Here is a 25,380-nt window from a genome sequence, read left to right as displayed (position 1 = left end):
ACTGGACGCTCTGTCAGTCGTTCGCGCTACTGTGCGGATGTGAGCCTTTACATCGTCGTGGGATTCGGGGCCGCCGGTGCGGCCACTGCTCGGCTGCTGGCTGAGAAGGGGCATTTGGTACGGGTCGTGACCCGCTCGGGCCGGCCCCCGGAGCCCGGTATCGAGCATGTCGCGCTGGACGCGGCAGACAGTGAACGACTGATCGAGGCGTCGCAGGGCGCGGCCGCGATCTTCAGCTGCGCCGCGCCGCCCTACCACCGCTGGGTGAGCGAATGGCCGCCGCTGGCCTCGTCGCTCTGCGCGGCGGCGGAGGCGACGGGGGCCGTGCTGGTGATGCTGGGCAACCTCTACGGCTACGGTCCGGTGGACGGCCCCATGACCGAGCAGCTGCCGCTCGCGGCGACCGGCCCCAAGGGGCGGGTACGCGCCGCCGCTTGGGAGCAGGCGCGCCACCTGCACGACCAGGGTCGTATCAAGGCCGTCGAGGTGCGGGCCTCGGACTTCTTCGGCCCTGGCGTGACCGACGGCGGGCACCTGGCCGCGCGCCTCATGCCACGGCTGCTGCGCGGCAAGCCGGTCTCCACGCTCGGCGATCCGGACGCCCCACACAGCTGGAGCTATCTGCCCGATGTGGCCCGGGCGTTGGTCGAGGTGGCGGGGGAGGAGCGGGCCTGGGGCCAGACCTGGCACGTGCCGACCCAACCGGCGCTCTCCACCCGGGAGATGGTCGCCCACCTCGCCGCCCAGTCGGGCACGGGTCCGGTCGCGGTGCGCAGGATCTCGCCGGCGGCGCTGGGTGTGGCGGGGCTCTTCTCCCCGCTGATCCGGGAACTGAAGGAGATCCGCTATCAGTTCGACCGGCCGTTCGTCGTCGACGCGAGCGCCTACGAAGCCGCGTTCTCGGTACGAGCCACCCCGCTCGACGAGCAGGTCAAGCAGACGGTGGAGTGGTGGCGTGACCGAGTGGCCGCCAAGAGGTGACGATCGCCTTGACCTTCGACGGCTGAGTCCGAAGCCCGCCGGCGGGCTTCGGACTCAGCCGTCAAAGGCAGCGCGAGGTCAGTTGGGCTGCCGACGGGCCTGCTTCAGCTCGCGGGTGACGGCCCGGGCGTCGGCGACCGGCCCGAGGTGGCCGAGCTTGTCGGGATTGACCAGGGAGCGGATGGTCTGGATCTGCCCGTCGAGCACATCGAGGACCAGGGCGTAGAGGACCCTGCCGTCCCGGTCGCGGAAGATCGCGCCGGGCTGGCCGTTGACCTCGTGCGGCTCGAATGTCACATCGATGCGGATCAGCCACGGGAAGACCGCGGCCAGCAGGCGGGTCACCTTGTCCGCGCCCATGACGGCACTGGCCAGATGCGGTGCCTTGCCGCCGCCGTCCCCGACCAGCTGCACATCGGCGGCCAGCAGACCCTGCAGCCCGCCCACATCGCCGTTCTTCAGCGCGTCGAAGAACCGCGTCGCCAGCTCCTGGCGCTCCTGACGGTCCGCCGCGAACCGCGGCCGTCCGGCCCCCATGTGCCCCCGAGCCCGTACCAGCAGCTGCCGGCACGCCGCCTCCGACCGCCCCACCGCCGCGGCGATCTCGTCGAACCCAAAACCGAACACCTCCCGCAGCACGAACACGGCCCGCTCCAGCGGGCTGAGCCGCTCCAGAAGCAGCAGCGCCGCCATCGACACCCAGTCGGCCAGCTCCGCCGACCGCTCCGGATCCTCATACGGATCGCTCAGCAGCGGCTCGGGAAACCACGGCCCGACGTACTGCTCCCGCCGCACCCGTGCGGAGCGCAGCACATCGATCGAGATCCGTGTCACCGCGGCCGAGAGAAAGGCCTTGGTCGACGTGGGACGGGTCGACGAGCCGTCAAAGCGCAGCCACGTCTCCTGCACCGCGTCCTCGGCCTCGCTCACGCTGCCCAGAATCCGGTAGGCGATCGAAAACAGCAGCGGCCGCAGCTCCTCGAACTCCTCGACCTTGCTCACGCCGGCTCTCCTCTCCCTGAAGCCCGCGGCGTCGCCGATGCGCACGCGGCTCCTTGTGATCGTCCAGGCGCCGAGCCTGGGGGCTCGGAGTCCGGCAGCCGGACCCCGAGCCAGTTGCTGATGTCGCTCAGTGGAACTGCCCGACCTCGTAGGTACCGGCCGGCTGCTGGGTGATGACGTTCAGCCGGTTCACGGTGTTCATGAGGGAGATCGCGAGCGTCAGGGCGGTGAGCTGCTCCTCGTCGTAGTGCTTGGCGGCCCGCGCCCAGACGTCGTCGCTGACTCCGCCTGCGGCGTCGGCGATGCGGGTCCCCTGCTCGGCCAGTTCCAGCGCGGCGCGCTCGGCTTCGGTGAAGACGGTGGCCTCCCGCCATGCCGCGACCAGGTTCAGCCGTACCGAGGTCTCGCCGGCAGCGGCGGCTTCCTTGGTGTGCATGTCGATACAGACGGCGCAGCCGTTGATCTGGCTTATACGCAGCGCCACCAGCTCCTGCGTGACGGCCGGCACCGCCGAGTCCCTGATCACCTTTCCCGCCGCCATGATGTGCTTGAAAGCCTTGCCGGCGGTCGGGCTGGCGAAGAGGTTCAGTCGCGCGTCCATGGTGTGCTCCTCCGTGCTCGTCAGTGGCTGCTACAACCCTGAGACGGGGTAGCCCGGCCCCCTGTGACATGGACGGATGTGACCTGCGTCTCCCCAGCTCGTACGCCCACTGAGGGCCGGCGTGGTCACCCAACGGTGGCTTGTGCGTGGGCGAGGAAGCCTGAGATCACGGCGGTTACTTCGGTCGGGGTGCGCCGAGTGGTGTCGACGACCTGCCCCTTGCGGCTCAGCCAGGGGAGGGCCTGCTGATAGTCCTGGACGTGATCCAGGCGCCACTGGCGGGCGCCTGGCTCCATCGTGTCGGTCTCGATGCGCTGGATCAGCGTCTCGCTGTCCGCGTGGAGCACGAAGTGGTGCACCGGGATGTCGGCCTTCTCGAGGCCGGTCGTGATCTCTTGCCAGTACTGCTCCACCAGTACGGATTGTGGGATCACGAGAGTCCCGCCGACGTAGCCGAGGATTTGGGCCGCTGTCTCGACCACGAGATGCCGCCACGGCCGCCAGTCCTGGAAGTCTCGTACGGGAACGGACGTGAGAACGGGCCGGAGCATGAAGCCGACCGTCTCGGAGTCGAAGATCCGCGCATCGGGCAGCGCGGCGGCCAGCTGCTTCGACGTGGTGGTCTTGCCGACGCCGAATGTTCCGTTCAACCAGATGATCACATCGGCGAGCCTAGCGCGGGGCCGCAGGACGCCGGCGGTACTGCCCCGGCGGGATGCCGTACTCGCGCTTGAACGCCTTGGCGAAGGCGAACTCCGAGGTGTAGCCCGCGCATTCCGCCACGACACGCAGCGGTGTGTCGCCTGAGCGCAGCAGGCGGCCCGCCGCCGTCATGCGCAGCCAGGTCAGGTAGGCCAGGGGCGACCTGCCCACCAGCGCGGTGAAGCGGCGAGCGAAGGCGGCCCTGGACAGGCCGGCACGGGAGGCAAGGCCTTCCACCGTCCAGGGCAGGGCCGGGTCGGAGTGCATCGCCCGTAGTGCGGCGCTCACCGCGGGGTCCCGCAGGGCGGCCGCCCAGCCGGTGGCCTCCCGCCCCTCCGGGGACTTCCGTAGCCACCACGTGCGCAGCAGGTACACCAGCAGCGTGTCCAGGAGGCCCGCGACGATCGCGTCGGAGCCGGGGTGCGGCTCCGTCAGCTCCGCGCCCAGCAGGTCTATGGCCGACCGGAGGCCGTGGTGCGTGCCGACCCCGGCTCGGATGTGGACGACCGGAGGCAGCTCCGACAGCAGCGGGTGTGCCCGCGACCGGTTCAACTGGTAGGCGCCGCAGAGCAGCAGCGTGTGCGCCTCCGGAGCGGGACCGGGATCCGGCAGCACCGGCCAGGACCCGTCCGGCGCCAGCGCGAAGTCCTCCAGGGGACTGTCGGGATGGTCGGCCAGAGCGTGCCCGTAGCCGTGCGCCAGGAAGACCACGTCACCGGGGCCAAGCGCCACCGGGGCTGCTTCCCCCGGGCGCAGAAGCCAGGCCGCGCCCTGGAGCACGAGGTGGAATCCGGCGCCGTCCGAGGCGGGGAACCGCACGCCCCACGGGGCGTTCTGCGCCGTACGGGAGGAGTGCGGCCGTCCCGTGCGCATGGCCGCGACAGCGTCGCTGAGGACATCCATGCCCCGACCGTACGCCACCCCACCATCCGCGAGACGATCGGACAGTAGGGGAAGACAATGCGGCATGGATCGTCGCACGGCTGATGCATAGCGTCGTCTCCATGACGACTCCCCTGCACACCAAGGCAGTTCTCTTCCACGAACTCGGCGGCCCCGACGTGCTGCGCGTCGAGGACGTGCCGCTCGGCCCGCCCGGCCCCGGCGAGGTGCTCTTCCGCGTGGACGCGATCGGCCTCAACCGCGCCGACGCCCTCTTCCGCGCGGGCACCTACTACTACCCGCCCACGCTGCCCGGTTCCCGCCTCGGCTACGAGGCCGCCGGTGTCGTCGAGGCGGTCGGCGAGGGCGTGAGCGGCTTCGCGCCCGGCGACCCGGTGATGGCCGCGGCCAACTTCGACTTCGGGGTCCACGGCGTGTACGCCGAACGGATCGTGCTGCCGCAGGAGTCGGTGGTGCGCCGTCCCGCCGGCGCCGACGCCGTGACCTCGGCGGCGGCGTGGCTGACGTACACGACGGCGTACGGCGGGCTGGTGGAGACGGCCGGGATGAACCCCGGCGACCATGTGGTGATCACCGGCGCGTCGAGCGGGGTCGGCACGGCCGCGATCCAGACGGCCCTGCGGCACGGCGCGATCCCCATCGCCGTCACACGCGGGCCGCAGAAGCGGCAGCGGCTCCTGGAGCTCGGCGCGGCCCATGTGATCGCGACGGACTCCGAGGACCTGGTCGCCGAGGTCCGCCGGATCACCGGAGGCAACGGCGCCGAGATCGTCTTCGACGCGATCGGCGGGCCCGGCTTCGCCGCGCTCGGCGACGCCCTCGCCCCCGGCGGTACGGCGGTGCTGTACGGCTGGCTCGACCCGCGTCCGGCACAGCTGGGCCTGAACTGGCCCCAGACGGTGCACATGTACAACAACGGCACGCTCGTGGACCGTGCCGACCTCCGGCAGCGCGCGGCCGCGTACATCGGTTCGGGGCTGGCCGACGGCACGCTGGCGCCCGTGATCGCCGAGACCTTCGACGGCCTTGAGCGCGTGGCCGACGCGCACCGGCTGATGGAGTCAAACACGCACACCGGCAAGATCCTCGTGACCCTCCAGGGCACCAGCGGCGACTGACCCGTCATCCGAACGGCACGTCCGTCTCCCCGGGCGCCGCCGCGCCGGGAACATTCCCGCAGGCCGCCCCGTTGATCACACGTCGACCGCACCGCACAGCACAGCCCCGCGAACGAGGAGTACCTTGCCCGACACCACGGCCACCGCCACCGTGCCCCCTCTCCCGCCGCTCGCCGCGCAGGCAGAACGCCTGATCGAACTGGGTGTGCACGAGCTCGCGGGGATGCCCGCCGACGCGATACGGACCTTCGCCGAGGGGGCCGGCGGCGGACAGGGCGACGCCCTGCTCGCCGTCCACCCGGACCGGGCCCCGGCCTCCGCGCTCGCGCCGCTGCTCCGCCGTGACGACAAGCCCGGCTTCGTCGTCACCGACATGCCCGATGTCGACCTCTTCGCCCCCTGCACCGTCGAGCTGCCGGACGCCCCCCTCTACCTCGTCACCGGCGTCGACCGCGGCGACGACATGGCCAACTGGAGCCCGGACGAGGCACTGCCCGCCCTCACCAAGGAGGACCGCACCCCGCTGCTCCTCACCGAAGGCATCCACTGGGTGCTCCAGCAGCCGGCGGCCCTGGAGCGCAACCACTGCTTCATGACCATCGGCTCCCGGCTGCGCAAGGCGAACGGCGCCCTGGACGCCCGTACTCCCGCGATCTGGATCAGCAACGGCACGGGGCGCGACGGGCGCGAGCGGCGCAACGCCCCCAAGGTCGGCTGGTGCTGGTGGAACAACCGCCACACTTGGCTCGGCTTCGCCTCCGCGACGGGCCGCGGCCACTAGCTGTCACGGCGCGCACGTCGACCGCCGACACCGGTGCGGGCGGGCTCACTTGACCGAGCCCGCCATCACTCCCTGCACGAAGTGCCGCTGGAAGGCGAAGAAGACCACCACCGGCACGATCAGCGAGAGGAAGGCGCCGGGCGCCAGCACATCGATGTTGCTGCCGAACTGCCGGACCTGTGACTGGAGTTCCACCGTCAGCGGCTGCGAGGTGCTGTCCGCGAAGAGCAGCGCCACCAGCATGTCGTTCCACACCCACAGGAACTGGAAGATGGCGAGACTGGCGATGGCGGGCCGGCCCACCGGAAGCACGAGGCGGGTGAAGATCCGCCACTCGCCGCCGCCGTCCATCCGGGCCGCCTCCAGCATCTCGCGCGGCATCTCGGCGAAGTAGTTCCGCAGCAGGAAGATGGCGAACGGCAGCCCGTACGCGACATGGAACAGCACCACGCCCGGGATCGTGCCGAACAGCCCCAGCTGCCCGAACAGCTTCGCCACCGGCAGCAGACCCACCTGTACGGGCACCACCAGCAGCGCCACCACCAGCAGGAAGATCCAGTCCCGGCCAGGGAACTCCAGCCAGGCGAAGGCGTATCCGGCGAGCGCCGCGAGGACGACGACCAGAATGGTCGTCGGCACCGAGATCAGCACCGTGTTCCAGAACGCCTGGGTGATTCCCGCATTGCCGAGCAGCGCCGTGTAGTTGTCCAGGGACAGCTGCCCGGGCTCGGCCAGGGTGGTCCACCAGCCGCTCGCCGCGTTGTCGTTGGCCGAGCGCAGCGAGGAGAGGAGGAGTCCGGCGACCGGCGTGACCCAGATCAGCCCCACGACCACCAGGAACGCCTGCACCAGGCCGTTGCCCAGCCAGCGGCGCAGCCGGCCGCCGCCTGTCGTCGATGTCATCGTGCTCATGACTGGCTCCTGCGGAAGCGGCGGACGTTGAACACCATCGCGGGGATGACCAGCAGCAGGAGCAGGACGCCGAGCGCACTGCCCAGTCCCTGGTTGTTGCCGCCGCCGAAGGAGACCAGCCACATCTGGGTGGCCAGCACGGTGGCGTCCTCCTGCACGGGCCCGGGCGCGATGATGTAGATCAGGTCGAAGACCTTCATCACGTTGATGACCAGGGTCACGAAGACGACCGTCAGGACGGGCGCCAGCAGTGGCACGGTGATCCTGCGGAACACCTGCCACTCGTTGGCGCCGTCCATCCGCGCCGCCTCCAGGGTGTCGCGCGGCAGCGCGGACAGGCCCGCGCCGATCAGGACCATGGCGAACCCGGTCCAGATCCACAGATAGGCGCCGATGATCGCCGGTGTGACCAGGGCCGGGCCGAGCCACGAGACGCCCTCGTACGGCGGCGCGAAGTTCGCCGCGGGCAGCCGCACGGTGTACGTACCGTCGGCCAGTTCACCGAAGCGGAACGATCCGTCGGCCGCGGTGGTGGCCGTGGCGACCGCCTTGCCGTCCCGCACCGCCTCCACCGTCATGCCCGGAAGCCCACGCTCGGCCGGGTCGACCACGCCGGGCTTGCCACCGCCCCCGGGGGTGAAGTCGAGGTAGACGACACCGCGTATCTCGCGCGCGGCGGCGCCGGCGGCGGCCGCTTCTGCGGCGGGCTTCGCCCCGGCCGGCATCTCCTTCGGGGGGACGCCGACGAACGCGAGGCTCACGCTGCTGCCCGGGGTGACCGCCTGGGCCGTGGCGTACGACCCGTCGGCCGCCCTGGCCGGCCCGTGGCCCTCGCGGGCACGGGCCGCCGGGTAGGAGGACGATTCCTTGAAGGTGTCGTGCACCCCGACCACGGCGGCGTTCAGCACGCCCTTGTCGGGGTCCTCCTCGTACGCCAGCCGGAAGATGATGCCCGCGGCGAGGAACGAGACCGCCATCGGCATGAACAGCAGGAGTTTGAAGGCGGTGGCCCAGCGGATCTTCTCGACCAGGACGGCGAGGACGAGACCGAGCCCGGTCAGCAGCGTCGGGGCGACGACCACCCAGATCGCGCTGTTGCGGATGGCCTTGAGGGTGGCCGGGTCGCGGAACATCTCCGTGTAGTTCCCGCCGCCGACGAAGCGCGTACCGGACGCGTCGAAGAAGCTGCGGCCGACGGAGAACAGCACGGGGTACACCACCAGCGCGCCGAGCAGGAGCAGCGCCGGCAGGACGAACGCCACGGCGATGATCCGGCGCCGGCGGCGGGCCCGTGCCCGGGGGGTGATGGTCCCGGGGCCGCCGGGCGGGCCGGCGGCCCGCCGCGACGGTGGGGGAGCGGTGACTGTGGTCATGACGTCCGCCTCAGTTCTTGTACGCCTTGGCCGCGGCGGCCTCCAGCCGCGCCGCGGTGCCGGCCGGGTTCGACGGGTCGCGCAGGAAGTCCTGGAGCAGCTTCCACTCGCCGGTGCCCTTGGTGCCGCCGAAGGCGGCCGGAGCCTGGTCGGACATGTCGAAGCGGACCGAGTCACCGGCGTTGATCAGCGACTTGGCGGTCTCGCGCAGCGTGTCGTCGCCGTACGAGCCGAGGTCCAGCTTCTTGTTGGGGGAGAGGAATCCGCCCGCCTTCGCCCACACGGCGGCCGCCTCGGGAGTCGCCAGGTACTCCAGGAACGCCATGGCGGCCTTCTGGTTCTTGCCGTCCTTCAGGACGACCGCGGCGTCACCGCCGCTGACCACCGGGGCCTGGCCGCCGGTGACCTTGGGGAAGGGGAAGAACGTGGCGTCCTCGCCGATCTTCTTGCCGAACTGGTCCTTGGCGATGCCGGCGACGAAGTCACCCTCGTACACCATCCCGGCCTCCGGGTCGGGGCCGAAGACCTTCTCGACCGAGCCGGGGAAGTCGGTGCCCAGCGCGCCCTTCTGGCCGCCCGCGATCAGCTTCTTGTCGGAGAACAGCTTGCCGAGGGTGGTGAGGGCCTTGACCACGGTCGGGTCGGTCCACTTGAGCTCGTGCTTGGCCAGGCGGTCGTACATCGTGGGGCCGGCCTGGGAGAGGTAGATGTTCTCGAACCAGTCGGTGAGCGTCCAGCCGTCCTCACCGGCGACCGCGAAGGCCGGCAGGCCCGAGTCGGACACGGCCTGCCCGGTGGTGAGCATCTCCTCGTACGTCTTCGGCGGCTTGACGCCCGCCTGCTCGAAGGCCGCGGGGCTGTACCAGACGGTCGACTTGTGGGCGGCCTTGAAGTACAGGCCGTACAGCGATCCGTCGACGGTGCCGTAGGACTTCCAGACGGTCGCGTAGTTGGCGTCGACGGACTTGCGCGTCGTGTCGGAGAGCGGCTTGAGCCAGTTGTTCTTCGCGAACTGCTGCAACACGCCGACCTGGGGGACCATCACCACGTCCGGGGCGTTGCCGCCCTCGATCTTGCTGCCGACGACCGTGGAGACGTTGTCACCGGTGGAGACGAACTGGGTCTTGGCCCCGGTCTTCTCCGTGAAGGCGTCCAGCACCTTCTGGAAGTTCTTCTGCTCGGCACCGGACCAGACACCGGCGATGGTGAGGGTCTGGCCGCCGAGTTCCTTCTGCCCGCCGCCCGCGGCCACCGGGCCGCCGCCGCAGGCGGTCGCACCGAGCGCCAGGGTGAGTACCGCGCAGCAGGCCGTTGCTGTCCGTCGTCGCATCATGATTGCCGTACCTCCGGGTCAGGGGTGGGTGGTGTGGTCGTCGGTGATCCACCAGGCGGCGGTGGATCCGGGCAGTACGCCGGCCGGGCAGGGCCCGCTGGCGAGCAGGGGGGCGCCGGCGACCGGGGCCGGCACCGGCACGGGAGAGAAGTTCACGGCGCAGACGAGGCCCTCGCCGCGGACGAAGGCGAGGACGCCGGGCGGCGACTCCAGCCAGCGCATGGTGCCTTCGCCCAGCTGGGGCAGGCCCTTGCGCAGCTGCAGGCCCTCGCGGTACAGGTGCCAGAACGAGCGGGTGTCGGCGAGCGCCCGGTCGGTGGCGTGCTCGGCGAACCAGCCCGGCTGCGGCAGCCACGGCTTGGCGCTCTCGGCGCCGGTGCTGAAGCCGAACGGCGAGGCGTGCCCCGACCAGGGCAGCGGCACCCGGCAGCCGTCGCGGATGCGGGCCCGGCTTCCCGTGCGGCGGAATATCGGGTCGGTGAGCACCTCGTCCGGCAGGTCGTCGACCTCCGGCAGGCCGAGCTCCTCGCCCTGGTAGATGTACGCGGCGCCGGGCAGCGCGAGCATCAGCATGGCGGCGGCCCGGGCGCGGGCGGCGCCCAGCCCGCTGCCCTCGGTGCCGGACTCCCCGTAGCGGGTGACGGTGCGGACCTGATCGTGGTTGTTGAGCACCCAGGTGACCGTGGAGCCGGTGCCGGCGATGTCCCGCATCGCCTCGGTGATCACCTTGCGGAAGGTGTCGGCGTCCCAGGGGGCGCCCAGCAGATCGAAGAAGAACGCCTGGTGCAGCTCGTCGGGGCGGACGTACTTGGCGTGCTCGCGGGCGGTCGGTACGGACACCTCGCCGACCAGCAGCCGCTCGCGGCCGTCGCGGGCCGTGTACTCCTCGCAGACCGAGCGCCAGTGGCGCCACACGTCGTGCACCTCGGGCTGGTTCCAGGCGAGGGGGTTGACCGAGTCGCGGGTACGGGCGTCCGCCTCCGGGTCGGGGGAGTCCGGCAGCTCGGGGTGCTTGAAGAGCCCGGCAGCCACGTCGATACGGAAACCGTCGACGCCCCGGTCCAGCCAGAACCGCAGCACCTCGTCGAAGTGGGCGCCGACCTCGGGGTTGCGCCAGTTCAGGTCCGGCTGCTCGGGCGTGAACATGTGCAGGTACCACTGGCCGGGCGTGCCGTCCGGCTCGGTGACCCGGCTCCAGGCGGGACCGCCGAACATCGCGTGCCAGTTGTTGGGCGGCAGCTCGCCGCCCTCACCCCGGCCCTCGGCGAAGTGGAAGCGGGAGCGGGCCTCGCTGCCGGGGGCCGCGGCGAGCGCCTCGCGGAACCAGAGGTGCTCGCTGGAGCAGTGGTTGGGGACGATGTCCAGCAGGACCTTGATGCCGAGCCGGTGCGCGTCGGCGACCAGCCGGCCGAACTCGTCGAGGTCGCCGAAGACGGGGTCCACGTCGCGGTAGTCGGCGACGTCGTAGCCGTGGTCGGCCTGCGGTGACGGGTAGAAGGGGCTCAGCCAGATGCCGTCCACGCCGAGCTTCTTGAGGTACGGCAGACCGGCGCGGACCCCGGCGAGATCGCCGATTCCGTCCCCGGTGCTGTCCAGGAAGCTGCGGACGTAGACCTGATAGATCACCGCGTCGCGCCACCAGTGGTGGTCGGTGCGCTGCGAGAGGCCGTCGTCGGCCGGGGCTGTGAGCATCACCCGTTGACCTTGTTTCTTCGTGAAGGGGTGCACGCCACCCAGAGCGGGTAGCGGTTATGCATGCATGTTAAGTAGGAGTGACGAGAAGGTGTCAACGATTGCGCGGAAAGCAGCGGATATTGGGGGCATATGTCCCGTTTGCGTGGGCAGGGAAGCGTCCGAAGCGATACCTAACAGGTATCTAGGAGGGGGCGTGCAGAGGTCAGCGGCGGCGGGTGATCGCCGCGAGCTCGCCCGCCAGCCGGCGCACCGCGGCCTCGGGCGTCAGATGCTGGGCCAACGCGTCGTGGACCACGGCCTGCACGGCCAGACTGACCTGCTGGTAGTGCGGACTCTTCGGCCGTGGCGCGGCCGACAGCACGCTCGTGCGCAGCGCCGGCAGATACGGGAAGCGGCGCACCAGCGCCGGGTCCTGGTACAGCGCGGCCCGCACGGGCGGCAGGGCGCCCTCGGTGAGCACCCGGCGCTGGACCGGATCACTGGTGAGGTACGCGATCAGATCGCGCGCAGACTCCGGATGCCGCGCATGGGCGCTCACCGCCAGATTGGCGCCGCCCAGCACGCTCGTACCCGGCCCGTCGGGCCCCGGCAGGGGCACCGCCCCGAACTTCCCCGCGACCTTGGAGTCCTTGCCGGACGCGCCCGCGTAGGCGTACGGCCAGTTGCGCAGGAAGAGCAGCCGGCCGTCCTGGAACGCCTGCCGGGACTCCTCCTCCTTGTAGGTCAGCGCTTCCCGGGGGATCCAGCCGTCCCGTACGCCGCGCGCCAGGAAGCCGATCCCCGAGCGCGCCGCGGCCGAGTCGACCGTGACCCGCTCGCCGTCGTCGCCGAGGATCGTGCCGCCCGCCGAGTACACCGCCTCCGCGGCGTTCACCGTCAGCCCCTCGTACGGCAGGAACTGGCCCGCGTATCCGTCCAGGCCGTACTTGGGTGCGATCGTCCGCGCCTGCCGCTCCAGCTCGGCCCAGGTCCGTGGCGGCCGTTCGCCCTCGCGGTCGAGCACGTCCTTGCGGTAGAAGAGCATCCCGGCATTGGTCACGTACGGGACCGCGTACAGCCTGCCGTCGTACGTCGCGGTGTCCGCCACGCGCGGCAGGAAGCTCTCCAGCGCGAAACGGTCCCGCTCCAGCGGCGCGATCCACCCCGCGGCGGCGAACTCCGAGGTCCACGCGACGTCGATGTTGAGGACGTCGAAGCGGCCCCCGCCCGACCGCAGGTCGGTGATCATCTGGGAGCGGGTCTCGTCGGCGGAATCCGGCAGCTCGACGAGCGTCACCTTCTCCGCCGGATGATCTCTGTTCCAGCCCTCCAGGACCGGACCGAGATAGCCGGTGAGATCGCCCGCCGTGGCGAGCGTCATGGGGCCGCGCCCGCCGTCGCGCTCCGCGCCCGTGGGGGCACCGGACGCCACGTACCCGGTCAGAACGACCATCGCGACCAGGAGACCCCTACCCGCGGCACGTATCCACCGCATAGGTTCCTCCCAGTGCACCGGCGCCGGACACCCGCGTCCGGCGACAGGGGCATGTATACCCGTTAGGCATGGGCGATACTAGAGCCCGCATCGTTACAACAGCCTACGGAGGAGGACAGCACGAGTGCGCCTGCCCCTCCTCGCCCTCCTCGCCAAGGGCCCCGCCCACGGCTACGAGCTCAAGCAGGACCTTGAGCAACTGCTGGGCGCCGCGTACCCTCCAACCAACGTCGGCCAGATCTATGTCACCCTCGGCCGGCTGGAGAAGTCGGGGCTCATCGAGGGCGAGGAGATCGCCCAGGAGAGCCGGCCCAACAAAAAGATCTACCGCCTCACCGATTCCGGGCAGGAGGCGCTGCGTGCCTGGTTCGAGGAAACGGCCGACGAACCCAGGGTCCGGGACGAATTCTTCATGAAACTCGCCCTCGCCCCGCGCACCGGGCTCGCCGACCAGATCGCTCTGATCAACAAACAGCGACGCGAGTACCTCAACACCATGCGCAACCTTTCCAAGCTGGCAGCCACCGAAGACCGGGACAACCGCATCTCACAGCTGCTCATCGAGGGCGCCATGCTGCATCTGCAGGCCGACCTCGACTGGCTGGAGCGCTGCCAGGAGGAACTGGAGGAGCTGGAATGAGCGACGCCGCCGACGACTCCATACGCCCCGAGGGCTCCGTACGCCCCGGCGCCGACACCCCGCTGCTGCGGGCCGAGGGCCTCGTCAAGACCCACCATGGCGAAGGCGCCCCCGCCCACGCCGTACGGGGCGTGGACCTGTCCGTACGGCACGGCGAATTCGTCGCCGTCACCGGGCCCTCCGGCGCCGGGAAGTCCACACTGCTGCATCTGCTCGGCGGCCTCCAACGCCCCGACAGCGGCTCCCTGTGGCTCGACGGCGAGTGCACAGACGCCTACAGCGAGGCACGGTGGGCGGTCGAGCGGCGCCGCCGGATCGGCATCGTCTTCCAGTTCTTCAACCTCGTCTCCAACCTCACCGTCGCCGACAACGTCGAACTCCCCGCCCTGCTGGCCGGCACCTCGGCGCGGCAGGCCCGCGCCGAACGCGAGACGCTCCTCGCCGAGCTCGGCCTGGAGAACAAGGCACGCAGCATGCCCGGCGAGCTCTCCGGCGGCGAACAGCAGCGCGTCGCCCTCGCCCGCGCCCTGGTCAACCAGCCCCGGCTGCTCCTCGCCGACGAACCGGCCGGCAGCCTCGACAGCAAGGGCACCCGTGAGGTCATGCGGCTGCTCTCCCGCTTCCACCAGCGCGGCCAGACGATCGTGCTCGTCACCCACGACGCCCGCCTCGCCAGCGCCGCGGACCGGGTGATCAGCTTCTTCGACGGCCGGATAGCCGACGACGCCGAGCTGGACGGAGCCCCACGGCGCGGCACCGGCCTGTCCGGCGTGCTCGAACTGAAGGGCTGACCGTGCGGGCCATGCTGCGCTGGGCGCACGCCGATCTGCGCACCCACCGCGGCGAGGGGCTGTTCCTCGTCTGCGCCACCGCCGGAATCGTCGCCTCCCTGCTGCTCGCGACGGCGCTGTTCGGATACGCCACCAACCCCTGGCAGCGGGTCTTCGCCCAGTCCCGCGGGGCGCACGTCTGGATCCACACCGGGGCCGCCGCCGACGCCGGCCGGCTCGCCGGACTCGACGGCGTCACGGACGTCTCCGGCCCGTACCGCACGGCATCCGCCACCGTCGAGTCCCGTGGCGCCCGCGCGGGCGTCGAGCTGCGGGCCGTCGGCGAGCAGCCGCCCACGACCGGCCGCCCCCTCCTCACCGCCGGCCGCTGGCTCGACCCCGCCGTCCCGGACGGCGTCGTCCTCGAAAGCTCCCTCGCCCGCGCGCTGTGGGCCGAACCGGGCGACCTCCTCACCCTCCCCGGCGGCAGCCCGCGCACCCTCACCGTCCTCGGCGTCGCCGACAGCGCCGAGCCCCGCTACCGCCCCGGCGAACACCCCGGCACCGTCTGGGCGCTGCCCCGGGCCCTCGGCGGCGAGCACTCCGGACAGGTCGTCGGACTGCTCCTGGCCGACCAGGGCGACACTGACTACGCCGTACAGCGCGCCGTCACCACTCTCGGCGCCGGCGCCGTCACCGACGTCTCCACCTGGGAACAGGCCCGGGCCGAGGCACAGGGCGACACCAAGCTCCTCGGCCAGGTCCTCGGCGTCTTCGGCCTCGGCGCGCTGATCGCCGCCGCGCTCGCCGTCTTCGGCGCCATCAGCACCCGAGTCCGCGGACACCTGCGCGACATCTCCGTACTGAAGGCGATCGGCTTCACCCCCGGCCAGGTCGTCCGCGTCTTCCTCGTCCAGCACCTGGCCTTTGCGGTGCTCGGCGCGGCCCTCGCCGCCGTCCTCATCCAGCTCCTCGGCAGCCGTCTGCCCGGCAGGCTCGGCGAGGCCGTCGGCGTCTGGCAGGGCCTGCCCGGCCACACCGCCGCGCTACTCGCGGTGCCCGTGGCGGCCGTGCTGTTCATCGGGGCCACCACCTGCCTGGCCGCCTGGCGGGCCGGGCGGGTCGAGTCCGTACCGGTGCCGCTCGCCCCCGCCTCGGCCGGCCGGGGGACCTCCCGGACCAGGCCCGGGGGAGGAGGGCTGTCCGGCCTGGCCAGGAAGGCGCTCGGGCTGCGGATTCCCGTGCCGCTGGTCCTGGGCTGGCACCGGGCCTTCGGGCGCGGCCGCCGCGCGCCGGCCACCATCGTCCGTCTCGCGCTGCCCCTGCTGCTGATCACCGTGGCTCTCGGCGCCTGGACCACCATCGAACGCTTCGACAGCCGGCCCGAACAGGTCGGTCTGGCCGCCGCCCTCACCGCACGCGCCGACGAACGCCTCGGCGACCGCCTCGGCGACCGCGAGGCCCAGACCCTCCTCGAAGGCAACGCGCACATCGCGGCCGCCCACCCCGGTCTCGAAGTGGCCGCCCTCGTCCCCGGCCAGACCGGCACCATCGCCTTGCGCGGCCTCGGCACCCGCGACAAGCCCTACCCGTACACGGTCGCCGAGGGCCGCCCGGCCCACGGCCCCGACGAGGCGGTCGCCGGACAGGGCCTGCTCGACCTGCTCGGCGTCCGCGTGGGCGACTGGGTACGCATCACCGTCGGCGGCCACCCGCAGGTGCTGCACATCGTCGGCCGCAGCATCGAACCGGAGAACGCCGGCCGGGTCATCTCCACCTCGCTGGACACCCTCCGCGAGAACGACCCCGCCCTGCGCCCCACCCTCTACCAGCTCCAGCTCCACCCCGGCGCGGACCCGCGTACCGTACGCGCCGAACTCGCCGACGCCTCCCAAGGACGGCTCGACATCCACGAGGTCTCCAGCCCCGCGGACCGCCTCTCCGCCCTGCGCGGCGTGGTGGCCGGTCTGATCGCCGTCCTCGCCCTCATCGGCCTCACCGAACTGTCCACCGCCATCGGCGGCTGCGTCCGCGACGGCGAACGGGACCTCCTCGCCCTGAAAGCCATCGGCCTCTCACCCCGCCAGATCACCGCGGTCACCGTGACCGCCATCGGCTGCACATCCCTCGCCGCCGCGATCGCCGGCACGGCGCTCGGCGTCCCCGTGGCCAACTGGCTGATCGACCGCGAGGGCCACTCCAGTGGCATCGGCGCGGGCATCGCCCACGCCCCGCCCCTGCTCCAGCTGCTGGCCCTCGCCACGGCCGCGGTCCTCGGAGCCCTGGCCCTGACGATCGTCCCGGCCGCCCGCGCGGCCCGCCGCAGACTCGCGGACACCCTCAGCGCGGTCGCCTGACCCGCGCCGTGGTGACGCCTGGTGGCATCGCCTCGGTCCTAGAATCCGGCCATGGACAGGACCGACCGCGCCAGTCGGCTGATCGCGGCACCACCAGCGACTGTCTACGGCGCCCTTCTCGACCCTGAGTCGCTCGAGGCCTGGCTGCCGCCGGAGGGCATGCGCGGGCGGGTCGAGCGGTGGGATCCCCGGCCCGGTGGTGGGTTCCGGATGGTCCTCACCTACCTCGACCCCGCCGGCAGCCCCGGCAAGACGTCGGGCGCGACGGACGCCGTCGACATCGCATTCGCCGACCTCGTGCCCCCGGAGCGCGTCGTACAGCGGGCGGTGTTCGAGGCCGACGACCCGTCCTTCGCGGGCACCATGACGATGACCTGGCACCTCGCCGCCGTCGGTGAGGGGACCCTGGTCACCGTCACCGCCACGGACGTGCCACCCGGTATCGACCAGACGGTCCACGAGGCCGGGATCGCCTCCTCGCTCGCCAACCTGGCGTCGTACGTCGAAGCCGCCGGCTGACGGTGGCGGGGGATCGGTCATCCCGGGCCGCGATGGCGATGCTGTTCCTGACCCTCGTGGTGCTCGCGGGCGCAAGCACGCTCAACAACGTGCTCGTGCCCCAGTGGTACGTGCCGATCTGCGTGGGCACCACCGGCCTCCTGCTGCTGATCGCTCGGCTGGCCGGGCTCACATGGGAGGAGCTCGGCCTCGGACGGAAGTCGGCACGCCGAGGGGTGCGCTGGGGGCTGGTCCTGGCCGGCACCGTGGTGGTGCTGTGCCTAGTTGGGCTGGCGTTGCCGTTCACCCGGGAGGCGTTCACCGACGAGCGCGCGGCCGGACTGTCCGGCGGGGAACTCGTCTATCGCGTACTGGTGCGCGTACCGCTCGGGACGGTGCTGCTGGAGGAGGTCGCCTTCCGCGGGGTGCTGTGGGCGCTCGTCGCACGCCGGTGGGGGACCAGCTGGGCGACCGCGGTTTCCTCGCTGCTCTTCGGACTGTGGCACGTACCGCCCTCACGCGGCCTCACCCGGTCGAACGCGGCCGCCGAGGCGTTCTTCGGGTCCGGCCGGACCGCGGTCGCGCTGTCCGTGGCGGCGGCGGTCGTGGCCACCGCTCTCGCCGGAGTGCTCCTGTGCGAGCTGCGTCGCAGGTCCGGCAGCCTGATCCCGCCCGTCGCGCTGCACTTCGCGCTCAACAGCACGGGCTACGCACTCGCCTGGGCCGTCGGTCGCTGAGGTTCACTCAGGCCGCGGTTCACCCGGCCTCCGGCTCCGGAGCGGCTGCCGTGATGTGGGTCAGGACGCACAACCAGCGGCCGTCCCGCCGTAGGAACACATCCGTCGTCCACTCGTCGGCGTCGAATCGACGGCCTTGGTAGTGGGCGGTGTTCGTCATCCGCGCGGTGAACACGGCGGTGTCGCCGTACACACGGATCCTGGGCCGGTTGACGACTTCCATCGCCGAGTGGGTCAGATCCCCGGACCCGACGAGCCCGAGGAACTGCTCCCTCGTGGCGGTGCCCGACTCGGAGACGATGGTCCACTCGTCCGCCATGAAACCCGCGATGCGCGTGACGTCGTTGGAGACGATCGCGGCTGCCCAGTCCTTGGCGAGGGCGGTGAGCTGAGCGTGTACCGCGTCGCCTTCCGGGCCCTGCGCGGGTGCGTGGAGGCTGCCGCTCATGCCCCGATCGTAGCCGCGGCCTGCCCACACGGCCTGTTGGCGGCGACTACAGGGCCGGTCGTGGACGACACCCGACGAGAACCTTCACATTGTGCGTGTGTCGAGAGTTTCCCGTCGTCGCCGGTCACCGGATCCGCCTCGCCGACCTCGCCGCTATGTTGCACCCTGCCCCTTTCATACCCCCCGCATGACAAGGCGGCCGTAAGTGTTACTCGGTTCTGAGGAGAAGGTGTCGCCATTCGGTGAAACTAGCTTGACGCGCGTCATTCGAGGAACACATCCGCCTCTGAGAGCACGTCAACTCAATTGGCAGCGTCACCCGTTCCCGTGCTTTGATCAGGCGCGCTGCGGCGGTTGCGAACAACGGCCGAGATACGGGCCCGTAAGGCCGTCTGGCTGCCGCAGATATGGATTCCCCCCCAAGAAAATGAACGAAGGGTGCGCACATGCGTAACGACCTTGAGACCCGTGAGATCGCCGACACCGAGCTGGACGCCGTGTCCGGCGGTCTGGTAAGCGTCTCCGGCGGCCTCGCCGGTGCCGCGACCAGCGACGTCACCAACGTCCTCGGTGCCGTCGGCTCGCTCCAGACCGTCCAGGGCGTCGAGACCCTCGCCGCCGGCGTCCCCGGCCTGGCCTCGGGCGTCACCGGCGTTTCGGTCAACGCCGCCGGCGTCACCGGTCTCGCCGGCCTCTGAGTGGTTTTCCCATGAACCCCGGAACTTCCCTGTTCCGGGGTTCATGGTGCACCACCGCGCCCGATACTGCGCCCGACCCGAACGAATGCAGCCGAAGGAATAGTCCGTGCAGTTCCGCCAAAAGGCGCTTTCCAAGCTGCAGTCCCCCGAAGAACTCGATCTGCCCGTACGCTTCGCGCGCCCGCAGGGACGACTCGTCCTGGCGGTCACGGTCGTCGTCATGGCAGCCGCGTGTTTCTGGGCCTTCGCCGGCACGGTGTACTCCAAGCTCAGCGCGCCCGGCATCCTCACCCACGCCGGGGGCAGTTACCTCCTGCAGAGCCCCGTCGCCGGACAAGTCACCGACGTCCTCGTCGAAGAAGGCCGGACGGTGCCCTCCGGCACGCCTCTCCTCGTCGTCCGGACGGACAAGGGTGACCGGCCCGTGCGCGCGGTAGCAGGCGGCCGCGTGACCACGCTCTTCGCCACGACGGGTTCGGTCGTCACCACCGGCGCGGACGTGGCGACCGTCGAACGCGTGACGGATCCGGACGAGCCGCTGGTGGCCATGGTGTACATACCGGGCGGCAGCGCCTCGACGATCCAGGTGGGTGCCTCGGTCGACCTGACGGTCCAGACCGTCCCCCGGGAGCGGTTCGGCGTGCTGCGCGGTCGCGTCGCGGCGGTGGGCCGCGCGCCCCAGACGCAGGCGCAGATCGGCAACTTCCTCGGCGACAGCGCGCTCGCCGCCCAGTTCGCCCGGCAGGGCAACCCGGTCGCGGTGCTCGTGAAGCTGAAGCGTTCCTCAGCCCCGTCCGGCTACACCTGGTCCTCCGCGGACGGCCCCCCGCACCCCGTCGACTCCGGGACACCGGTCACCGCCGCCGTCCACCTCTCCGCCCAACGCCCCATCGACTGGCTGCTCCCGTGACCTCCTCCCACGAAGCCGACCGGGCCCAGGCCCGGTCGGGGCCGAGTTCCCGCCGGCTCCCGCCCGCCGGCCGCAGGCGCCGCCGCCCCGCCCCCAAGGGCCGGCGCCCCCGCGCCGTACGCACCCCCACCGTGCTGCAGATGGAGGCGGTGGAGTGCGGCGCCGCCGCCCTCGCCATGGTGCTCGGCCACTACGGCCGGTTCGTCCCCCTGGAGGAGCTCCGCATCGCCTGCGGCGTCTCCCGCGACGGCTCACGCGCCAGCAACCTCCTCAAGGCGGCCCGCGGTTACGGACTCCAGGCCAAGGGCATGCAGATGGACCTGGCCGCACTCGCCGAGGTCAGCGCCCCGGCCATCCTGTTCTGGGAGTTCAACCACTACGTCGTCTACGACGGAATGGCACGCCGCTTCGGACGCATGGGCGTGTACGTCAACGACCCCGGCAAGGGCCGCCGGTTCGTCCCCATGGACGAGTTCGACACCAGTTTCACCGGCATCGTGCTGACCTTCGAGCCCGGCCCAGGGTTCCGCCGCAGCGGCCGCAGGCCCGGCGTCATCGCCGCCATGCCGGCCCGCCTGCGCGGCACTTCGGGCACCATGGCCGCCGCCGTGATCTCCAGCCTCCTGCTGGTCGCCGTCGGCGCCGCCGTACCCGCCCTGAGCCGTACGTACATCGACATGTTCCTCATCGGAGGGCAGACGTCCCTGCTCGGTGTGCTCTTCACGGCGATGGCGTCCGCATTGGTGCTCGCCGCCGTGCTCACCGCGCTCCAGCAGGCCAATCTGCTCCGCGGGCGCATCATCTCCTCCACCCTGGGAAGCGCCCGGTTCCTGCGGCACCTGCTCAGGCTGCCCGTCACCTTCTACGCCCAGCGCAGCCCGGCCGACCTGGTCCAGCGGCTGCGGTCCAACGACGCGGTCGCCGAGACGCTCGCCCGAGACCTGTCCGCCGCGGGCGTGGACGCCGTCGTCGTCGTGCTCTACGCCGTCCTGCTGTGGACGTACGACCCACAGCTCACCGTCGTCGGCATCGGCATCGCGCTGCTCAACGTGGTGGCCATGCGGATCGTGATCCATGTGCGGGCGACCGGCACCCGCAAACTGCGCGCCGAGAGCGCCCGGCTCACCAACACGTCCTACAGCGGCCTCCAGCTCATCGAGACCATGAAGGCCACCGGCGGCGAGAACGGCTTCTTCCGCCGCTGGGCCGGCCAGCACGCGGTCACCCTCGACGTGCAGCAGCGGCTCGGCGTGCCCAGTGCGTGGCTGGCGATCGTCGCGCCCACCCTGGCCGCGCTCAACAGCGCCCTGATCCTGATGATCGGCGGGTTGCGGGCGGTGGAGGGACATCTCACCGTCGGACTCCTCGTCGCCTTCCAGGCCCTGGTGACCAGTTTCACCGCGCCCATCACCCGTCTCAACGGCGTCGCCGGACGTATCCAGGACTTCGCCGCCGACGTTGCCCGGCTCAAGGACGTCGAGAACTTCCCCGTCGACCCGATCCACACCCGGCGCGAACCCGCCACCGCCCGCCGTCTCACCGGCCGGGTGGAGCTGGAGGGCGTCACCTTCGGCTACAGCCCGCTGGACGCCCCGCTGCTCAAGGACTTCTCGCTGTCCGTCGGCCCGGGACAGCAGGTCGCGCTCGTCGGCGGCTCCGGCAGCGGCAAATCCACCGTCTCCCGGCTGATCGCCGGACTCTACGCACCCTGGGAAGGCGCCATCCGCATCGACGGGATGCGGCTGGAAGACATCCCGCGCGGCGCGCTGTCCGCCTCCGTCTCCTTCGTCGACCAGGACGTCTTCCTCTTCGAAGGCACTGTCCGCGACAACGTGACGCTGTGGGACCCCTCCATCCCGGACGAGGCAGTCATCGCCGCACTCGAGGACGCCGCCGTCCTCGACGTGGTCTCCCGCCGCCCCGGCGGGATACGGAGCCGTGTCGAGCAGGACGGCCGCAACTTCTCCGGAGGGCAGCGTCAGCGCCTGGAGATCGCCCGGGCGCTCGTCCGCAACCCCAGCGTGATGGTGCTCGACGAAGTGACCAGCGCCCTGGACGCGGTGACCGAACGGCTCGTCATTGACAATCTGCGGCGCCGTGGCTGCGCCTGTGTGGTCATCGCCCACCGGCTCAGCACCGTGCGCGACAGCGACGAGATCCTGGTGCTCGACCGCGGCACCGTCGTCGAACGAGGACGGCACGAGTACCTGCTGGCCACGGGGGGCCCGTACGCCGAACTGGTCAAGGAGCACTGAGGTGACCTCTCCGCACCCCGCCACGGTCGCCGCCGCCCAGGCTGCCGGGGCGCCGGACCCGGTCGCGGCCGCCTTGGGCGGACTGGGCACACCGGTCGACTGCACGGACCTGCGCAGCCTGGCACTGGAGGGCCCGTCCGTACTCTGGCTCGTCGTGCACGGCGCGCTGGACCTGTTCGCCGTCGACGCCGCGCTGCTCGGGCACTGGCACTTCCTGGGCCGCCTCGAAGCGGGCGCGCTGTTGCTGGGCCCCGCGGAGGGCCCCCAGCACACCCTCATCGGCCGGCCGTCGCGGGACTGCGTACTGCGCCGCATCGAGCTGCGGGAGCTGTACCGCCCGGAGCACGGCGACGTGTGGGACACGAACCAGTGGGACGCGACCCAGTGGAACACCGGGCAGTGGAACACCGCGCAGTGGAGTACGGGGCAGGGGTACGCCGACCAGACGTACGGCGCGCAGGGGTACGCCGCCCAGGGCGGTTACGGCCCGACCCCCGGCGGTCTCAGCCCGCTGGAGAACGCCTTCGCCCTCGGCGTCGGCCGCGGCCTGCGCGTGCTGTACCAGGCGCCGCTGGACGGCCGGGCAGCCAGCGAGCCGGGTGCGGCCGACGACGACATCGTGTGGATGCAGCTCACCCCCGGCAGCGTGCAGTACGGCGCCGCCTACGACGCGGAGGCCGCCGGCGTCCTCCTTGTGGACCCGGCCATGTGGCAGGGCATGGTCGAGCAGCAGTACCGGCTGCTCTACGCGCTGGACCGCTGGATCGAGCAGCGCGAGCGCGACCACGAGGACCGTACGGCGGCAGGACTCGAAGCCGGCCGGGCGGCACGTACCGAGGCCGACCAGGCGCTGCTGGCCTCCATCGGCCGATCGGGCAGGCGCGCCCGCCCCACCGCGAGCGTGGACGCGACCTTCGCCGCCTGCCGTCTGGTCGCCGAAGAGGCGCGCATCACCCTGTCCGAACCGGCTGACGCGGGGGCCGGATCCGAGCGGATGGACCCCGTCGAACGCGTCGCGCTCGCCTCCCGGCTCCGTACGCGCGCGGTCCGGCTCGAAGGGCGCTGGTGGCGGGAGAACAGCGGGCCCCTGGTGGGCAGGCGCGAGGAGGACGGGACGCCGGTCGCCCTGCTGTGGCGGCGCGGCGGGTACGTGGCGGTCGACCCCGCGCACGGAACGCGCGAGCGGATCACCAAGACCGGTGAGGCCGACCTCGAACGGCAGGCCGTGATGTTCTACCGCCCTCTGCCCGACGGAAAGCTGGGGCTGCTGTCCCTGGTCCGCTTCAGCGTGCGGGACACCCGCCAGGAACTGCGCGCCATCGTCCTCGGCGGGCTGGTCGCGGTGGTGCTGGGGGCGCTGGTGCCCGTGGCCACCGGCAAGGTGCTCGGCCAGTACGTACCGGCCGGCGAAGGCGGCCTGATCGTGCAGACCGCCGTCGCACTCATCGCGGCGGGCGTGGTTGCGGCCGCCTTCATGCTGCTCCAGAACATGTCCATCCTTCGCCTGGAGGGCCGTATCGAGGCCACGCTGCAGCCTGCGGTGTGGGACCGGCTGCTGCGGCTGCCGACGAACTTCTTCGCGGGACGCTCGACGGGTGAACTGGCCGGCGCAGCCATGGGCATCAGCTCCATCCGCCGCACGCTGTCCGGCATCGGCACGGTCTGCGTCCAGGCGAGCACGGTCGGCACGATGAACCTCGTGCTGCTGCTGGTCTACAGCGTGCCCCTCGCGCTGGTCGCGCTCGGCATGCTGCTCGTGATCGCGGCGGTCTTCACCGGACTGGGGCTGTGGCAGCTGCGCTACCAGCGCCGTCTGATCAAGATCAGCCACCGGCTCGACAACCGCGCCTTCCAGACGCTGCGCGGTCTGCCCAAGCTGCGCGTCGCCGCCGCCGAGAGCTTCGCCTACGCGGCCTGGGCGCGGGAGTTCGCGGGCACGCGCGTGCTGCAGCAGCGCGTCGGCCGACTCCAGAACCTCGTCACGGTCCTCAACGCCGTCTGCCTGCCGCTGTGCACGCTCGTGATGTTCATGCTGCTGGCCGGGCCGGCCCGCGGCACGATGTCCGCCGCCCAGTTCCTCACCTTCAGCACCGCCGTGACGATGATGCTCTCCTCGGTCACCCAGCTGACCGGAGCGCTCCTGTCGGCCGCCGCCGTGCAGCCTCTCTTCGAGGAGGTCGCGCCGATCCTGCGGGCCGAGCCGGAGGTACGCGGTGCCGCCACCCAGCCGGGCGTGCTCAGCGGAGCCGTGGAAGCCCGGCAGCTGTCCTACCGCTACACCGAGGACGGCCCGCTCGTCCTCGACAACGTGGACTTCCAGGTCCGCCCCGGCGAGTTCGTCGCGATCGTCGGAGCGAGCGGCTGCGGGAAGTCGACCCTGCTGCGGCTGCTCATCGGCTTCGACAAGCCCACCACCGGCAGCGTGCTCTTCGACGGCCAGGACCTGGCGGCGCTCGACCAGGCGGCCGTACGCCGACAGTGCGGCGTCGTCCTGCAGAACGCCCAGCCCTTCACCGGCTCGATCCTCGACTGCATCCGGGGAGCGGAGGCGTTCTCGCTGGAGGAGGCGTGGGAGGCCGCCGCGATGGCCGGGCTTGCCGAGGACATCAAGGCCATGCCGATGGGCATGCACACCATGCTCTCCGACGGCGGCGGCACCATCTCTGGCGGCCAGCGCCAGCGGCTCATGATCGCTCAGGCTCTCATCCGCCGGCCACGGATCCTCTTCTTCGACGAGGCCACCAGCGCACTGGACAACGAAGCCCAGCGCGTGGTCATCCAATCCACCCGGGCCCTGCGCGCGACCCGCATCGTGATCGCCCACAGACTGTCCACGATCATGGACGCCGACCGTGTGATCGCCATGTCGGACGGCCGGATCGTCCAGCTCGGCTCTCCGGCGGATCTGCTCGCGGACACGGACGGCCTCTTCCACGAACTGGTCCGCCGCCAGCTGTGGCGGTGATCACCGTAGGGCGACACGGAAGAAATGTCCGTTTATCTCCTTTTATTGGCACTTAGGGAAGAGATGCCCCGATGGGGGGCCTTGAGTCCCTTTTCTGGGAAATAGTGACCGATGCTCGCCGCCAGTGATGTGGGTCACCTCGAATTCCACCCCCTGTGGTGCTGGTGCGGAGTCAAATATGAAGCCCAGAAGAATAGTTGGGCCAAGGGGCGGCGGGCGAAAGGATG

22 protein-coding genes are annotated in these 25,380 nt (G+C 71.3%); 12 read left to right on the top strand and 10 right to left on the bottom strand.

The window, feature by feature from the left end; genetic code table 11:
* Positions 1–39 precede the first annotated feature (39 nt).
* Positions 40–981 (top strand): NAD-dependent epimerase/dehydratase family protein, encoded by a 942-nt coding sequence (locus ACZ7LT_RS29300; protein ID WP_471239129.1) that lies wholly within the window; start codon positions 40–42, stop codon positions 979–981.
* 78 nt (positions 982–1,059) lie between these two features.
* Here the strand turns inward: ACZ7LT_RS29300 and ACZ7LT_RS29295 are convergent, their stop codons facing one another.
* From ACZ7LT_RS29295 to ACZ7LT_RS29280, 4 genes are all read right to left on the bottom strand, one after another.
* The gene (locus tag ACZ7LT_RS29295) at positions 1,060–1,983 is read right to left on the bottom strand and encodes an RNA polymerase sigma-70 factor (RefSeq protein ID WP_471239128.1); all 924 of its coding nucleotides are present in this window, start codon (positions 1,981–1,983) and stop codon (positions 1,060–1,062) included.
* 127 nt (positions 1,984–2,110) lie between these two features.
* Complete coding sequence (locus tag ACZ7LT_RS29290) at positions 2,111–2,584, bottom strand: carboxymuconolactone decarboxylase family protein (protein ID WP_471239127.1); 474 nt, start codon at positions 2,582–2,584, stop codon at positions 2,111–2,113.
* Positions 2,585–2,709: 125 nt separating this feature from the next.
* Positions 2,710–3,246, bottom strand: coding sequence for a P-loop nucleotide/nucleoside kinase family protein (locus ACZ7LT_RS29285; RefSeq protein WP_471239126.1), 537 nt, complete (start codon positions 3,244–3,246; stop codon positions 2,710–2,712).
* Positions 3,247–3,256: 10 nt separating this feature from the next.
* The gene (locus tag ACZ7LT_RS29280; RefSeq protein WP_471239125.1) at positions 3,257–4,189 is read right to left on the bottom strand and encodes an AraC family transcriptional regulator; all 933 of its coding nucleotides are present in this window, start codon (positions 4,187–4,189) and stop codon (positions 3,257–3,259) included.
* 101 nt (positions 4,190–4,290) lie between these two features.
* On the opposite strand from ACZ7LT_RS29280, the gene ACZ7LT_RS29275 reads away from it, so the two are divergent.
* Positions 4,291–5,307: a zinc-dependent alcohol dehydrogenase family protein gene (locus ACZ7LT_RS29275; RefSeq protein ID WP_471239124.1), complete on the top strand. Its 1,017-nt coding sequence runs from the start codon at positions 4,291–4,293 to the stop codon at positions 5,305–5,307.
* Between the two features lie 124 nt (positions 5,308–5,431).
* Positions 5,432–6,088, top strand: a complete 657-nt coding sequence (locus ACZ7LT_RS29270; RefSeq protein WP_471239123.1) for a DUF5701 family protein — start codon at positions 5,432–5,434, stop codon at positions 6,086–6,088.
* Positions 6,089–6,133: 45 nt separating this feature from the next.
* On the opposite strand, the gene ACZ7LT_RS29265 is transcribed toward ACZ7LT_RS29270, so the two are convergent.
* From ACZ7LT_RS29265 to ACZ7LT_RS29245, 5 genes are all read right to left on the bottom strand, one after another.
* Positions 6,134–7,000 (bottom strand): carbohydrate ABC transporter permease, encoded by an 867-nt coding sequence (locus ACZ7LT_RS29265; RefSeq protein WP_471239122.1) that lies wholly within the window; start codon positions 6,998–7,000, stop codon positions 6,134–6,136.
* Positions 6,997–8,373, bottom strand: coding sequence for a carbohydrate ABC transporter permease (locus ACZ7LT_RS29260; protein WP_471239121.1), 1,377 nt, complete (start codon positions 8,371–8,373; stop codon positions 6,997–6,999). Before ACZ7LT_RS29260 ends, ACZ7LT_RS29265 begins: the two co-directional genes overlap by 4 nt.
* Before the next feature lie 10 nt (positions 8,374–8,383).
* The gene (locus tag ACZ7LT_RS29255; RefSeq protein ID WP_471239120.1) at positions 8,384–9,706 is read right to left on the bottom strand and encodes an ABC transporter substrate-binding protein; all 1,323 of its coding nucleotides are present in this window, start codon (positions 9,704–9,706) and stop codon (positions 8,384–8,386) included.
* A gap of 18 nt (positions 9,707–9,724) precedes the next feature.
* A complete protein-coding gene (locus ACZ7LT_RS29250; protein ID WP_471239119.1) occupies positions 9,725–11,398 on the bottom strand; it encodes a glycoside hydrolase family 13 protein in 1,674 nt (557 codons plus the stop codon).
* Between the two features lie 205 nt (positions 11,399–11,603).
* Positions 11,604–12,875 (bottom strand): ABC transporter substrate-binding protein, encoded by a 1,272-nt coding sequence (locus ACZ7LT_RS29245; RefSeq protein WP_471239118.1) that lies wholly within the window; start codon positions 12,873–12,875, stop codon positions 11,604–11,606.
* Between the two features lie 124 nt (positions 12,876–12,999).
* On the opposite strand from ACZ7LT_RS29245, the gene ACZ7LT_RS29240 reads away from it, so the two are divergent.
* The 5 genes from ACZ7LT_RS29240 to ACZ7LT_RS29220 are packed head-to-tail and all read left to right on the top strand — an operon-like array spanning position 13,000 to position 17,877.
* Positions 13,000–13,515, top strand: a complete 516-nt coding sequence (locus ACZ7LT_RS29240; protein WP_471239117.1) for a PadR family transcriptional regulator — start codon at positions 13,000–13,002, stop codon at positions 13,513–13,515.
* Positions 13,512–14,306, top strand: coding sequence for an ABC transporter ATP-binding protein (locus tag ACZ7LT_RS29235; protein ID WP_471239116.1), 795 nt, complete (start codon positions 13,512–13,514; stop codon positions 14,304–14,306). Before ACZ7LT_RS29240 ends, ACZ7LT_RS29235 begins: the two co-directional genes overlap by 4 nt.
* 2 nt (positions 14,307–14,308) lie before the next feature.
* Positions 14,309–16,642, top strand: a complete 2,334-nt coding sequence (locus ACZ7LT_RS29230) for an FtsX-like permease family protein (RefSeq protein WP_471239115.1) — start codon at positions 14,309–14,311, stop codon at positions 16,640–16,642.
* Between the two features lie 51 nt (positions 16,643–16,693).
* Complete coding sequence (locus ACZ7LT_RS29225) at positions 16,694–17,161, top strand: SRPBCC family protein (protein WP_471239114.1); 468 nt, start codon at positions 16,694–16,696, stop codon at positions 17,159–17,161.
* A gap of 32 nt (positions 17,162–17,193) precedes the next feature.
* Positions 17,194–17,877: a lysostaphin resistance A-like protein gene (locus tag ACZ7LT_RS29220; protein ID WP_471239113.1), complete on the top strand. Its 684-nt coding sequence runs from the start codon at positions 17,194–17,196 to the stop codon at positions 17,875–17,877.
* 19 nt (positions 17,878–17,896) lie between these two features.
* On the opposite strand, the gene ACZ7LT_RS29215 is transcribed toward ACZ7LT_RS29220, so the two are convergent.
* A complete protein-coding gene (locus tag ACZ7LT_RS29215) occupies positions 17,897–18,325 on the bottom strand; it encodes a nuclear transport factor 2 family protein (protein WP_471239112.1) in 429 nt (142 codons plus the stop codon).
* A 446-nt stretch (positions 18,326–18,771) separates the two neighbouring features.
* Between ACZ7LT_RS29215 and ACZ7LT_RS29210 the strand changes: the two genes are divergently transcribed.
* The 4 genes from ACZ7LT_RS29210 (at position 18,772) to ACZ7LT_RS29195 (ending at position 25,153) form a co-directional block, all read left to right on the top strand.
* A complete protein-coding gene (locus tag ACZ7LT_RS29210) occupies positions 18,772–19,023 on the top strand; it encodes a hypothetical protein (RefSeq protein ID WP_471239111.1) in 252 nt (83 codons plus the stop codon).
* Between the two features lie 106 nt (positions 19,024–19,129).
* Positions 19,130–19,933 carry a biotin/lipoyl-containing protein gene (locus ACZ7LT_RS29205; RefSeq protein WP_471239110.1) on the top strand — a complete coding sequence of 268 codons (804 nt, stop codon included), beginning with the start codon at positions 19,130–19,132 and terminating at the stop codon, positions 19,931–19,933.
* A gap of 140 nt (positions 19,934–20,073) precedes the next feature.
* Entirely contained in the window at positions 20,074–22,188 is a 2,115-nt protein-coding gene (locus ACZ7LT_RS29200) for an NHLP family bacteriocin export ABC transporter peptidase/permease/ATPase subunit (protein WP_471239261.1), read from the top strand.
* A gap of 1 nt (position 22,189) precedes the next feature.
* Complete coding sequence (locus ACZ7LT_RS29195; RefSeq protein ID WP_471239109.1) at positions 22,190–25,153, top strand: NHLP bacteriocin export ABC transporter permease/ATPase subunit; 2,964 nt, start codon at positions 22,190–22,192, stop codon at positions 25,151–25,153.
* The last annotated feature ends 227 nt before the right edge of the window (positions 25,154–25,380 follow it).

Source organism: Streptomyces sp. NPDC039465 (assembly GCF_055639315.1).
Note: the sequence above shows the minus strand (reverse complement) of the source record. Positions and strands in the feature narration are given on the sequence as shown.